The organism is Longicatena caecimuris (assembly GCF_004341945.1).
Classification (GTDB): domain Bacteria; phylum Bacillota_I; class Bacilli_A; order Erysipelotrichales; family Erysipelotrichaceae; genus Longicatena; species Longicatena caecimuris.
In genome coordinates, this window is sequence record NZ_SMBP01000023.1 from 17,777 (window position 1) to 29,620 (window position 11,844).

An 11,844-nucleotide genomic window follows, 5' to 3' on the forward strand; every position below is an offset into this window, starting at 1 on the left:
ATGGATGGTAATGTAAACTACATATTAAGGCAGCTGTTTCTCTTTTGAATTTCCATAAGCAAACATTAAATGCTTATAAGTCACATTATTTTAAGCTTTTTCATCAAAGCTAGTTCCCTTACAATAACAAAAAAAACGATATCTTGCATATCCATTACGAAATCAACATATCGTTAACCTTATATATGGTGGAGCCTAAGGGGAAGCAGTCGAACTCGGCGGCTTCCCCTTTAACAAAAGGGTCGCCGTCCGCTCCTTTCAGCATATCCCACGTGATTTCGGTCTTATCCTCCGAATACCACGAGGTCACGACCAGCTTCTCGTCGTAGAGATAAATCTTATCGACGAAATATTCCAATATCTTATCGCGCGTCTCCGGGTTGTCGAAGTCCGCGTGAAGGAACTTCTCGAAGTACGCCTTGATGCTGTGCTCGTCCTCGCACAGCGAGACCTTGACGTTCTCGGCCTGTATCGCGTCGTTCAGGGATGCCTTCTGCGCCTCAAGCTGGTTCAGGCGCTCTATGAGGGTGTCGCTGAGCGCACCGCCCTCGATTGCCTTCATCAGGTTCGCGATACCCTTCTCGACCTCCTTGCGCTTCGCCTCCAGACCTTCGAGGTACCCCGTCTCCTTGTAATGCTCCTTGTAGTACACGGCGGCGTCCACCGCAAGGGACATCAGGTTCTCCGAGTCGTCGATGATGTACCTCAGGACGTCGGTCACGAGGTCCTCAATCCAGTCCTTCTTGACCTTCTTCTTCGTGCACAGCTTCTTCCGCTGGGCGGAGCAATAGTAGTAGTAATACGTGCGCCCCGTCTTGCTCGTGCCCGAGACACCTTGCATCGTCTCCCCACACTCGCCGCAGTACAGCTTCCCGGTCAGCCAGTAGCGAGGAGCGCCATCCTCATCCATTCCTCGCGCCCTCTGGGAACCCTTGCGCTTGTTCTCGGCGAGGCGCTTCTGCGCCCTGTCGAACGTCTCCCCGTCGACCAGAGCGGGCATCCCGCCGGGAACGACGAACTCGCCGTGCCTGTACTCGCCGATGTACGCGCGGTTCTTGAGCATCCTGTGCATCGTCTTCACACCGAAGGGGTTACCCCTCGACGTACGCAGACCGGCCTCGTTGAACTCGTCGCAGATGGACTGCATGGGTTCTCCTTCGGCGTACTTCGCGAACATCAACTGCACGAACGGCGCGGTATCGGGGTCTATGACGTACTTGCGCTTCTTGTCCACCTTCTCCGTCTTGAAGCCGAACACCTTATGGCCGTTGAAGTTCGCGTGCTCGGCGTTGAAGTCCATCCCGCGCTGGATGTGCACGGACAGGTTCCGACTGTAATACTCCGCCAGAGCCTCCATCAGCCCCTCGATGAGGATTCCCTCGGCGGTGTCCGTCGGGATGTTCTCCGCCAGCAGGTGTATCTCGCACCCCGCGTCGCGAATCGTCTTCTTCGCCATCGCCAGCACGTACTTATCGCGACCCAGACGGTCGGTCTTCCACGCAATGAGGGTGTTCGGACGGATTTTTGCGACCTCCGACAGCATAAGCTGGAATCCCGGACGGTCTTCCTTCGTGCCGGATATGGCCGCGTCCTCGTACTCTCGGACGATTTTCAGCCCGTGTGCGTCCGCCCATTCGTGGGCAAGCTCGCGCTGCTGTTCGATGCTCGCCTCGTTCTGCGAGTGGGAGGAGTAGCGATAGTACGCGATGGCGAGGTTATTGTCGTTGAGCTTCGTCTTCCTTCTCGCCAAACAAATCACCTCCAAACTAATTATTTAATCAATTATACAATTAGCTAATTCAAAAGAATGCCCGCCGCCCATAGGAGCGACGGGCTTTATACGCCAATACATGAGCAACTGGAGGGTGTATTTGTTTTGAAGTTTTTGCTTCGAAACCTTGAAATCCCACAACGTATCATCTGTTAGAAAGTCACCGTCTCCAGTAGCAACATAACCGGTATAGCCGCCTTCAAATGTCAGACCGTCCAACACCTTTGGTCCATACTGCTCGAAGAACCTTAATGAACGCTCGACCATCACACGTATGTTCTCAATCGTATAACCATCAGGCGTAATATCCTCTACAGGGCGGTATGCCATAACTCCTGCTCTATATGCAGAATCAAACCCAGATAGTTTTACAGCCGCGTCTATTGAGTTGTCATCCAGCCCGCGCACATTAGATATCAGTCTCTCAAAAAGCTCAAGCTGTTGAACAGTAGCAGCACCCATCTGGGAAATCTTAAACGCCTCTTCGGCCGAAGTCCCAGACATGAAACGCGTGAGATAGTCCACGGTGATGCCAACCAAACCCGGAGATACGTTTTCCTCTGGATGCAGTTCATCAATGCCGCCCCCGTCGAGCATCGTTTGCTCAAACTCCTTCGGTTTGATATAGCCGCCTCTCGGCTGCTTTATCTTGCTGATACGCTGCGTCACAGAACACATCCATCCGTTCGCAGCAATATCCTGTGGCGTCAGTTCGCCGCTCCTGAGCTTCTTCATTACGTCTTCTCTTGTCAACATAGATTCCACTCCTTCCAAATCAGTTTTCCGAATGTTCCTGAATCCACTCGTGGATAATCGCAGCAATCGTCGTTTCCTTCTCAGCCGCCATCATCTTGAGCGCCTTCTTGTCGCTCACCGTCAGGGACAGCGAGAGGGTCGTGCGCTTCTCGTCGGCGGCGGGAGCGTCGGCGGAAACCGTCTTCTCTATCTTCTTCTGCTCGGCCTCGCGGTCGGCAGCGTATTTCTCGAACATGTTCGCCATGGCTTAGCCTCCTTTAATCATTTAATCATTTGTACAATTATACATCACTTTGTCTCATTTGTCGAGACCTAACGAACCTTTGACCTGCGGTTATTCAGCCGGGAACCCCGCAATCTCCCGCACCGTGTTCACCATCGACAGGGTCGCCTTCGCGGCCTTGCCCCTGCGGTCGTACTCGACGACGGACTGTTCACCGGCCCCCGCCTGAACGAACGCCTCGGACTGGGGAAGCGTGACCACCGTCTGGTCGCCAGCGAGACCCCCGAACCACTCCATGAAGTCACGGGACGCCTTGAAGCGGTTCCAGCCGTTCATGACATACACGATTTTCGCGCGGCTGTGCTTGAACACCGCCTTGCGCATGCGCATCAGCGGCTCGATGTCGCGGGATGTGGTGCGGGTGGGGATGACCACGACGTCGGCCTCCTTGAGCCAGTCGGCAAGCGCCTCCTGCAACGCCCCCGGCGTGTCCACCACGGCGACCTCAGCACCGTCGACCTCGCGGGTCTTGTGCAGGGTCCCGCCCTGCGCGTCCAAGTCGTAGAAGCTCATCGGGATTCCCGAGCGCTCGAACGAGAACGCAATCTCGTCGGCGACGAGGGACTTCCCGACGCCGCCCTTCTGATTGCAAACCAAAATCGTCTTCATATCTCTCACCTCATATGTATTTAATCAATTACTCATTTACGTATTTAGTTACAGTCTTATGGTCCCTCGAAGGGTTCCATGCAAGACCCTTCGAGGGGCTTTCCGAAGCCCACCGTTCCATCGTCTCCTGAACCTCTTCGGAACGATTTTCGGGAATCGTCCCGTAAACGAGCCGAAGTCGATTTTTCGACGTTTCCGCCTCTTTCGGAGAGAGACCCTTGAAAGGTCTTTCCCAAGCCCATCTCAAGCCCACCCGCGCTCTCGACCGCCGATATGCCTTCGGCATCGGGTCGGCGCGTGAAGGAGAAGGCCCGAAAGAAAGGGAGACGAGAGATGAACGGCTACGGCATCGAGACCTATGCGGATTTGGCCAAGACGGTCGGCGGGATGGTCCTCGCCAACGAGATGGCGCATCGTCCGCTGGAACTCGTGAGCGGGGATTTCACACCATGGGACGAGATATTCCAGTGGTACATCATCAGCTACCCCGACTTCCTGATGGAGCACACGGACGAGCCGGTGTTCCATGACGAGGAACTCGACCTGTACGTCTGGGGAATCACCCATTTCGGTACAGGCTGGGACTGCGTGCCCGCCCCCGAGATTCACTGAGAATGACGGTTCCCGCAAGGGAGCCGTCATTTTTTTACTCCCCGAGGTGCTTGTCCTCGTCGCGCACGCGCTCCGTCGCCTCGGCCGTCTGCTGCATCTTCGGCGTGACGCCGCGATGCTTGACGGTGCGGGCGGCCTCGTTGTCCAGAGCCTCCTCGGCGGCCTTCAGGCGCTTCTCGGCGTCCCACATGTTGCCGCGTGATTCGTAGAGACGACGCTCGGCGTCCTCCTGCATCCTGTGGCGCTGGTCCTCCATGAACTGGAGCATCATCATGCGGAACATCCGGGCCATCATGTCCGACATCATGCGGGAGACGGGGTCGGTCCCGGTCCTGCTCGCCAGCGTGTACAGCCCGAATCCCATCGCGAGGCTTGGGCAGGCTCCCTTCAGGGCGTCCCGTGCCTCCTTGGAATCGTGGAACTCCCTGCGGGCGCGTTCCACATCGGCGCGGAGCTGGGCGAGGGCGTCTTCCGGGTCGTTCTCTGCATTCGCGAGCGCATCGTACTGCTCCCCGGCGATAGGCATGCCCTCGCTCTTCCTGCGACGGGCGTACACGCTCTTCAAATCGGAGGCCATGTCCCTCACGTCGGACTCGCTCGGTTCGTACATGTCGGAATCATGCTGGGCAGGGGAATCCTGCTGCGTATCCTCCATGCCGACCATCTGGGAATCCTGATTCGGGGCCGGCGCTGTCTTCAGTTCCTCGCGGGTCTGCTGTTCCTGCTTCTCCTCGAAGAACCGCTCGACGCCCTCCTTCGTCAGGTCGTCTGCGAGGTTCGAGGCGCGGCGCTTTCGGGTCCTACGCTTCGGGCCCCATTCGTCCCGCATCTTGTAAGACCATCCGACGGACTTCTCGCCCGTCTTCTTGTCGACTTTCGATGTCTCATTGAGGGTCACTCCGGCGAACGCAAGACGCTGCTTGAAATCATCAATATCGCTGGCGTCGTCCCTTGCTTTTGCCACCGCATCGCCGAGATGGCGGTCGAAGGAATCGTGCTCGAACGAGTCCCGTTTCTCCGCCCATGTCGACTTGTCCTTGTCCGCTCCTATCACGGACAGACCCCACTCGCGGCTCAGCTCGTCGTTCACCGCCTGCACGCGCGGGGCGAACAGGCTCGTGTCGTCCTTGTTGATGACCTGCCCGGTGCGGCAATCGTGGTTCGCGATTGTCGCGTGGGCGTGGACGCATCCGCCCTCGCCGTCCACGTGCATGGTCACCCAACATGGGGAGTCGGGGGCGAGTTCATGGCAGAGCAGGTAGGCGTGCTCCATGCCCCTCTGCACATCATCGGGATTGCCCGGATTCAACTCGTCGAGCGCCCATGAGACGCGAAGCTCGTAACCCTCGTTGACCATGTTCGGATGGACGGCATGAAGCCCGTTGCAGTACGCGATGAACTCACCTCGGGAGGGCATGTCGCCCATCTGGGCGGCGATGCGGTCCGTCCCGTTTTGCAGGTGGTCGCGTCTGCGCTTTCCCTCTCCGAACTCGGTGTAGGACATGCGGCCCCGGACGTCGGGCAATGCCTGCACATACGTCGTCGACATCAGACATCACCTCCCGTGATTCCGCCATGCAAATCGGCTCGAAGCTCCTTGACCTCGTCCGACAATCCTTCGATGGATTCCCTCAGGCTTTCGAACGCCTTCTTGTCCGGTTCCATCTTGATTTCCTCAAGCATGCCCATCCCTTTCACGCGGGCGTTGAAGGCCCGTGCAATCTGGTTGATGTTCACGCCGATTCGGTTCAATTCCATCAGCATCCGGTCGAGCTGCGGAGTGTCCGCAACGACCTCGTGCTTCGTGTGGGAACCGGCGGAGCCGTACAGCGCGCCACGCAGATAATTCGAGCGCGTGCGTCCGCCTCTCTTCCCATCCAAAAGGGCAAGCTCCTCGGCGTTCATGCGCACCTGAATAACAGTCTCGCGACGGTCCTTCTTGTAGTGCTGGCGGGTCGCCTTGCCGCTTCTTTTCTCAACTTCTTTTGCCATGCAAAACACCTCCTTATTCGCAATCCAAATGCGATGCTCATTTCTCGTCGCACTTTGCTGCAATCTGCGAAACGGGGAAGGGAGCAAGCATTGACCATGTACGTACAAAATGCGAATATCGCATTTTTCCCGCCATGGTCAGCTTGCGAGGGGACGGCGAAGCCGCCCCCTTCGAACCCCCGAATCTGTCCCTTCTGATTCAACATGTTCTGTCCGACAGAACCACGCGACCGAATGTCGGACACGGGGACGACTCCCCATGTCCGAACCTCCGGCGTGTTTTAATCGAAGGGACGGCGCTCGGGATTGAACCCCTCGACGCCGAGAGAACCGCCGTCGCCGTCCGAAGAATCGGCGTCGCCCGCAGGTTCGCGCACGACTGCGTTCGGGTCACCATCGGAAGGATTTCCGCCGTTTCCATGTCCGGCGTCCTTGTGCAGTGTCTTGACGAACGCGAGCACCTCCTCGGCGGAACCCATTTCCTTCACTTCGGGGAAGACCGTCACGAGGGCGTCGGCGTACGCCTTGGTCTTCGCAGCCTGCTTCTCGCGGCGCAACTTCTTCGCCTGAGCCTCAAGCTCACGCGCCTTCTTGTCTATGTCATCGAATCTCTTGATAGCCATAATCAATCACTCCTTATCAATCTGAATCTGTCTCCTCGCTCCTGCCGTCTTTCGCGCTACATCCAAAGCTGAATCGCGCCGATGACGAAGGGCAAGGCGAGCATCACCAAAGCGACGGTAATCAGCGCCTTCGCGACCCTGAGTCCGAGGACATCGACCTTCGACTTGCCGGGCATCGAGCGCTCGGGAATCAGCTTCTCCATCGCCTTGAGGTGCCGCTCGTAAAGCTCCCGTTCCTCCGCCGTGAGCGTCCCCTCGTCCGCCTTCGTGCGGAGACAGGAAAGCTCACCGTCACTTAGAACGTCGACGTTCGCATTGTCGACAACCTTCTTCTTTGCCTTGTAAATCTGACTCATCTCTCGCACCTCCTTTAATCTTCAGCGAGGTCTTTCACTGCGTTTCCGCCATATCCGCCTCCGAGGTCTTCGATTATCTGACGACCGTCATATCCGTTCCCGTCATACGTACCGGGGTCATACGACGAATCTTCCTTCTGTTTCAAATAGACCTCGAAGTTCCACAGCGCCTCATCGCTCCAGATATGACGGTGCACCTCGGTCATGTCGGACGTGCCCCGAAGGCGACTCACCACCTCGTCAAAGAAACACTCGTCCGGCGGAACCTGCCCGGAAGCGAGCCTCGCGACTGAAGCGCGCCCGCTTTGGATAAAACTCCCCAAGTCCCAAGAACCGCCTCCAGACAGCAGCCTCATCGTGTTCGCGATGCTGGACAACACCTTGTTCGTGTCGGGCAGCTCGCCCGTCAGCTTGTAGCCAATTTCATACGTCGTGTACGGGACCAGCAGAATCGATTCCGACAGCTTGCATCCCGTCATGGCGTACATCCCAATCAGGGCCACGAGCGCCAGCGATATGACGCCGCGCCGAATCGCGCCCTTCTTCAACCGCCTCTCCGACAACCTCCCCATGGACCTCGCCTTGGAGGCGTTGACGTCCGCCTCGGCGAGGGCGCACGACTGAAGATAGTCCTCGTAAAGCAGCCGTTCGTTCTCATCGAGACCCCCGTGGCGTGCTTTAAGGCGCCACTGGGCAATCTTCTCGCTTTCCCATCTGTAACTCATATCCTTTACCTCCTTATTCGCTTTCCATTTCATTGGCGGTCGTTTCTCCGGACACCATGTATGCCGGAACCGCCGCCGTCTTATCGCGAAGCAATCCGCGATAGCGCTCCTTCACCTCGGGCTGACATACACGCATCGGGTCGCTTCCCCGGTAGTCGTGATTCATCCAGTTGCGAAGCTCGTATTTGAGAATCAGCGGCTCCGCGCAATCCATGTGCCCCTGCGAACGCACCGCGTTCTCCGTGCACGACCATTCGGGCCAGAGCGAGAGCAGGGCGGCCAAATCCTTCTTGAACCCGTACTTGCCGATAGGGCGGCCCGAAGGCTGATTCTTCTGCATCCATGCGCAGTACAGGTCGTATGCGAAATCCCACGGGAGCAAATCCCATGAAACATCGGAAAGGACCTCCTCGCAGAACTGGCGAATCGGGTCGTTGTACGTCTTGAAATCCGCCAGCATGTCCTTGCAGCTCTGCGGGATGCTCAACTCGTAATAGTCCGTCTCGTAGAGCAGGCGGTAGAGCACGTACTCAAGAACCTCCCTGCGATGCAGGTAGTCGTTCTTGATGTACTTGCGCTCGTGCCCTTCGAATCGCTTCTCGAACGGAATCACGAGCAATCGCCTGTACATGGACTCTGACTTGTCCTTGAGCTTCGGGAACTCGTTCACACACTGAATCATGAACCCACGGAACATGAGCGTCCTCGGGTCTTTGAACTTGCGGTTTATCTGGAACGGGTCATGCGTGATTACCGACTTGAGCGCCGCCGCATCGTCAACGAAGGTGCCCGTGTCGTTCTCGTCGGTGATAATCGCGGAAACACGGCAGAGGGGTTCCAGCATGAACTGCTGGGAGAACGCCTTCAGGGGCACCGAGGCCCAAGTCCCTCGACCGCAGAGATTGCGAATTAGGGTACACAGCGTTCCCTTGCCGTTGTTGCCCGACATGGAGTAGAACCATGCGGTCTTGTTCCAGCTCACTGCGGGGCGAATCGTCGCGCCCATGACCTCCCAGAGCAGGTCGACGACTTCAGGGTCGTCCGAAAGCTCGTTCATCCACGAGACCACATCCCAATCCGTACCGTCGTCATCGTTGCGGATGACCGGATTCTGGGCATTCGGGACGAAATCGACCTTCGACTTGCTCGTGAACACGTACTCCGGGTCGAAACCGAGGAGCACCTTGCTCCCATAGTCGAAGATTCCGTTGTTGACCGGAATCAAATCACGGTCGGAACAGCGCTCGACCCGCTTGCAGATGGAACGCAGGATTGCGACCGTCTCGTCCACGCCTCGCAAGGACATCGTTTTGTCGTACGAGCGAATCAGGCGCTCCAGAGTCTCATCTCGGGTGTCGTAGCATCCCTCGTTCTCGCCGTCGGTCTGGTAGATTCCGATATCGAAGTTCCCCTCGTTCTCGGCCTTGTTCCAAAGAATGCCCACGCCGTGGTGCAACTCCCTAATCAGAATCGCAATCTGCAAAGGGTGGAGCGCCGTCAGGCGGCGATAGCGCGCCTCCGGTTTCTTCGCATCGGGATAACGCTCGCTCTTCTTAGCGGTCGGGGGCACGTTCTCATCCGGACGCCCCAAGTTGTACTTCTCGATGCAATCATTTGTAATTTCAAGCAACTCGACCTTGACGGTCGAGAAATCAGGCGACAAATCTGTGTCGATATCCGACAGATACGCCAGCGTCACGGCCTCAAGCAGGTCGTCGTACGCTATGGATTGACTTTCGCACATATCTGTGATATCATTTATACAGTTGTTAGGTACCGTCCCGTAAGCGTCGCCAGCGCCGGGGCGGTTTTCTTTTTGCCTCATAACCTCACCTCCTTAATGAATCCCGTGAGACACCAGATATTTCTCGAACGTCTCGCGGTGAATACGGCGACTTCGAATCGTGTCAGTCATCACTACGAAGTCCGCGTCATCGGCCTTCATCAGCGAACGCACGCGCCCGATTCCTATTTCGAACAGGGTCGACGCCTCGGCACTCGTCAGGAACGGCTTCGCCTTCAGAGCCGTGATGTAGGCCGCGTATTCCTCCATCGTCAGCTCGCTCCCGCCGAGAATCTTCTTCGTGAACCCCTTCTTCTGTTTTGCATTTGCCATAAAGCAACCTCCTTTTTTCTGCCTATAAACGCAAAAAAGCGGCGAACCAGAATCCAGCAATCAAGCTGAAATCTGATTCGCCGCTCGTCACGTTCGTGCGATTGCCGTCCTATTTGGACGGGTAGACGCTGTTGCCTCCCGCATCGGCTCGTCAGACCGACGCAGTTTCGAGGGCGGACCCTCATCGGCTTCCTCCCGAGCCTAAGGCTCGGTCTCAGATAGGCTCACGTCGGTATTTCCCGGCCGCTATCCATCGGCAATCATGTCGCGAATATATGAATATTATACAACATGAAATGACGGAAAGCAATAGTAAACGTCATATAATTGCAGGTCAGGGGCTTGTCCGACGCTGTTTCCCGCCATAAATGAGCGGAAACACCGACAAAAATTGCTCGTCTCAAAAATCGTCGTACAGAAGAAAAGGGCGGATTGTCGAAGCTCGAAACTTTGGCACAACTTTGTTGTGCCGGCTTTTTTTCGACAACCATCGGTGCTCCAGCTCGATTGCACAAACCGTGGCACAAACTGCAAAACCATGTTGTGCCGGGGTTTTCCCGCATATTCTCGATGCTGCGCGGCGGTTGGCACAACTTGCACAACATTTTTCAAGTCTTATTTATATGACCTATATGCACATGAAAGGCTATATATTTATTTTTTCTCGCGTACGTAAGGGTTAAAAAAAGTTGTGTTGTTGTGCCAATCAAGTTGGAACCCCGAGAAATTGCGGGAAATGTCTGGCACAACAAAGTTGTGCCAAAAAGTTGTGACATGCAAAAAACCACCGAAACGCATGCCCTCCCCACCGTGTACTCGGAATCTAATTCCGCATCGAGCGAAGCGAGATTGCTGGTTGTGCTCCCACATCCTCTTCAGAATGCCCTAAAAGCCGTTTTAAGCCACAAAAAAGCCCGAAGGGTAGACGAGTACCTCTTCGGGCTTAAAACGTCTTAAAACGCAAAATACGACGTCAGGAAAACGAAAAGGGGACGCCCTAAAGGGCATCCCCAAATCTATACACAAGCGCGAACTCATTCTTGATGAAGAAGAGTTCGACGCTTCCTCTTTTGGTGGAGGTGGCGAGAGTTGAACTCGCGTCCAGAAACAGCCCCACGTACAGACATCTACAGTTTAGTCCATTACCAATATTCAACAGGTAACAATGGACAGCTCCTATTGAAGGTGTTCAATTTATTTTCGTGATCAATCCCTTGAACTAGAATTGAACCTTATCCTTCGTAAATGAGATGCTCATCTAGTATGCCAAAAGACAACATACTAGCGGCAGCTGCGAACCTATGTCGGTTATTAAGCAGCAAAAGCCATTCTCTGGTTTGCACCAAAGATGTTAGCTAATTTAGTTTTTCCGTTTAAATTTAATTGGTTATTACGTAACCACTCGACTGCCGTCTGTACCAAGCGTATCCCTGTCGAAACCAGTACACCCCCGGTTTTAGGTAGTTGTAGTTTACCACAAAATACCGCAAACTACAACTGTCCTAATATTGGTTTTTTAAAGCTTTTTCAATTTCACGTTTCGCATCTTTTTCTTTCTGAACATTTCGCTTATCATGCAAATCTTTACCTTTTGCTAAGGCAATTTCCATTTTAGCTTTTCCCTTTTCCAAATATAATGAAATAGGAATCACCGTATAGCCCTTTAACTTCACCTTTTGTTGCAGCTTTATAATTTCACTCTTATGCAGCAACAGCTTACGGATACGCGTTTCATCGTGATTAAAACGATTGCCGAATTCATATTCCGGGATATGCATTTCTTTGATAAAAGCCTCATTGTTCGTAAAACTGATATATGCATCTTTGATCTGGGCATGCCCCTTACGAATCGCTTTAATTTCCGTACCCTGTAACACCAAACCGGCCTCAAAACGATCTTCCAGAAAATATTCGTGGGATGCTTTCCGATTAAATACGATTACTTTTCTACCAGCTGTCATAGCTTCACCTCTTTAGTTTATGTCAAGGAACAAAAGATAT

At 54.8% G+C, this 11,844-nt stretch carries 13 protein-coding genes and 1 other RNA gene; 1 reads left to right on the forward strand and 13 read right to left on the reverse strand.

The features are described from left to right. Window positions 1-154: 154 nt before the first annotated feature. The 4 genes from EDD61_RS11590 to EDD61_RS11605 form a co-directional block, all read right to left on the reverse strand. The gene (locus tag EDD61_RS11590; protein ID WP_207901043.1) at window positions 155-1,750 is read right to left on the reverse strand and encodes a recombinase family protein; all 1,596 of its coding nucleotides are present in this window, start codon (window positions 1,748-1,750) and stop codon (window positions 155-157) included. A gap of 24 nt (window positions 1,751-1,774) precedes the next feature. Beyond that, entirely contained in the window at window positions 1,775-2,527 is a 753-nt protein-coding gene (locus tag EDD61_RS11595; protein ID WP_207901044.1) for a hypothetical protein, read from the reverse strand. A gap of 19 nt (window positions 2,528-2,546) precedes the next feature. Next, window positions 2,547-2,771: a hypothetical protein gene (locus EDD61_RS11600; protein ID WP_132225517.1), complete on the reverse strand. Its 225-nt coding sequence runs from the start codon at window positions 2,769-2,771 to the stop codon at window positions 2,547-2,549. A gap of 90 nt (window positions 2,772-2,861) precedes the next feature. After that, the gene (locus EDD61_RS11605; protein WP_112331147.1) at window positions 2,862-3,419 is read right to left on the reverse strand and encodes a ParA family protein; all 558 of its coding nucleotides are present in this window, start codon (window positions 3,417-3,419) and stop codon (window positions 2,862-2,864) included. A gap of 333 nt (window positions 3,420-3,752) precedes the next feature. Between EDD61_RS11605 and EDD61_RS11610 the strand changes: the two genes are divergently transcribed. Further along, window positions 3,753-4,031: a hypothetical protein gene (locus EDD61_RS11610; RefSeq protein ID WP_132225519.1), complete on the forward strand. Its 279-nt coding sequence runs from the start codon at window positions 3,753-3,755 to the stop codon at window positions 4,029-4,031. A 34-nt stretch (window positions 4,032-4,065) separates the two neighbouring features. Here EDD61_RS11610 and EDD61_RS11615 read toward each other — a convergent pair whose 3' ends face one another. The 9 genes from EDD61_RS11615 to smpB form a co-directional block, all read right to left on the reverse strand. Continuing rightward, entirely contained in the window at window positions 4,066-5,580 is a 1,515-nt protein-coding gene (locus tag EDD61_RS11615; RefSeq protein WP_132225521.1) for a relaxase family protein, read from the reverse strand. Further along, complete coding sequence (locus tag EDD61_RS11620) at window positions 5,580-6,023, reverse strand: plasmid mobilization protein (RefSeq protein WP_132225523.1); 444 nt, start codon at window positions 6,021-6,023, stop codon at window positions 5,580-5,582. The genes EDD61_RS11615 and EDD61_RS11620 overlap by 1 nt, the downstream gene beginning before the upstream one ends. 281 nt (window positions 6,024-6,304) lie before the next feature. Further along, window positions 6,305-6,646 (reverse strand): hypothetical protein, encoded by a 342-nt coding sequence (locus tag EDD61_RS11625; RefSeq protein WP_132225525.1) that lies wholly within the window; start codon window positions 6,644-6,646, stop codon window positions 6,305-6,307. 56 nt (window positions 6,647-6,702) lie between these two features. Further along, window positions 6,703-7,002, reverse strand: coding sequence for a hypothetical protein (locus EDD61_RS11630; protein WP_132225527.1), 300 nt, complete (start codon window positions 7,000-7,002; stop codon window positions 6,703-6,705). 14 nt (window positions 7,003-7,016) lie between these two features. Further along, complete coding sequence (locus EDD61_RS11635) at window positions 7,017-7,727, reverse strand: hypothetical protein (RefSeq protein ID WP_165877211.1); 711 nt, start codon at window positions 7,725-7,727, stop codon at window positions 7,017-7,019. Between the two features lie 13 nt (window positions 7,728-7,740). After that, entirely contained in the window at window positions 7,741-9,552 is a 1,812-nt protein-coding gene (locus EDD61_RS11640) for a DNA primase family protein (protein WP_132225529.1), read from the reverse strand. 12 nt (window positions 9,553-9,564) lie between these two features. Then, window positions 9,565-9,843, reverse strand: a complete 279-nt coding sequence (locus EDD61_RS11645) for an excisionase (RefSeq protein WP_009270622.1) — start codon at window positions 9,841-9,843, stop codon at window positions 9,565-9,567. Between the two features lie 1,071 nt (window positions 9,844-10,914). After that, window positions 10,915-11,295: a transfer-messenger RNA gene (ssrA, locus tag EDD61_RS11650) on the reverse strand. 50 nt (window positions 11,296-11,345) lie between these two features. Then, on the reverse strand, window positions 11,346-11,804 hold the full coding sequence (smpB, locus tag EDD61_RS11655; protein WP_008978234.1) for an SsrA-binding protein SmpB: 459 nt from the start codon (window positions 11,802-11,804) through the stop codon (window positions 11,346-11,348). Between the last annotated feature and the right edge of the window lie 40 nt (window positions 11,805-11,844).

Bases quoted from the DNA above. Each gene is read 5' to 3' on its own strand.
- EDD61_RS11620 (WP_132225523.1), bottom strand. From the start codon at position 6,023: ATGGCAAAAGAAGTTGAGAAAAGAAGCGGCAAGGCGACCCGCCAGCAC.
- EDD61_RS11600 (WP_132225517.1), bottom strand. From the start codon at position 2,771: ATGGCGAACATGTTCGAGAAATACGCTGCCGACCGCGAGGCCGAGCAG.
- EDD61_RS11625 (WP_132225525.1), bottom strand. From the start codon at position 6,646: ATGGCTATCAAGAGATTCGATGACATAGACAAGAAGGCGCGTGAGCTT.
- EDD61_RS11635 (WP_165877211.1), bottom strand. From the start codon at position 7,727: ATGAGTTACAGATGGGAAAGCGAGAAGATTGCCCAGTGGCGCCTTAAA.
- smpB (WP_008978234.1), bottom strand. From the start codon at position 11,804: ATGACAGCTGGTAGAAAAGTAATCGTATTTAATCGGAAAGCATCCCAC.
- EDD61_RS11645 (WP_009270622.1), bottom strand. From the start codon at position 9,843: ATGGCAAATGCAAAACAGAAGAAGGGGTTCACGAAGAAGATTCTCGGC.
- EDD61_RS11595 (WP_207901044.1), bottom strand. From the start codon at position 2,527: ATGTTGACAAGAGAAGACGTAATGAAGAAGCTCAGGAGCGGCGAACTG.
- EDD61_RS11640 (WP_132225529.1), bottom strand. From the start codon at position 9,552: ATGAGGCAAAAAGAAAACCGCCCCGGCGCTGGCGACGCTTACGGGACG.
- EDD61_RS11610 (WP_132225519.1), top strand. From the start codon at position 3,753: ATGAACGGCTACGGCATCGAGACCTATGCGGATTTGGCCAAGACGGTC.
- EDD61_RS11615 (WP_132225521.1), bottom strand. From the start codon at position 5,580: ATGTCGACGACGTATGTGCAGGCATTGCCCGACGTCCGGGGCCGCATG.
- EDD61_RS11605 (WP_112331147.1), bottom strand. From the start codon at position 3,419: ATGAAGACGATTTTGGTTTGCAATCAGAAGGGCGGCGTCGGGAAGTCC.
- EDD61_RS11630 (WP_132225527.1), bottom strand. From the start codon at position 7,002: ATGAGTCAGATTTACAAGGCAAAGAAGAAGGTTGTCGACAATGCGAAC.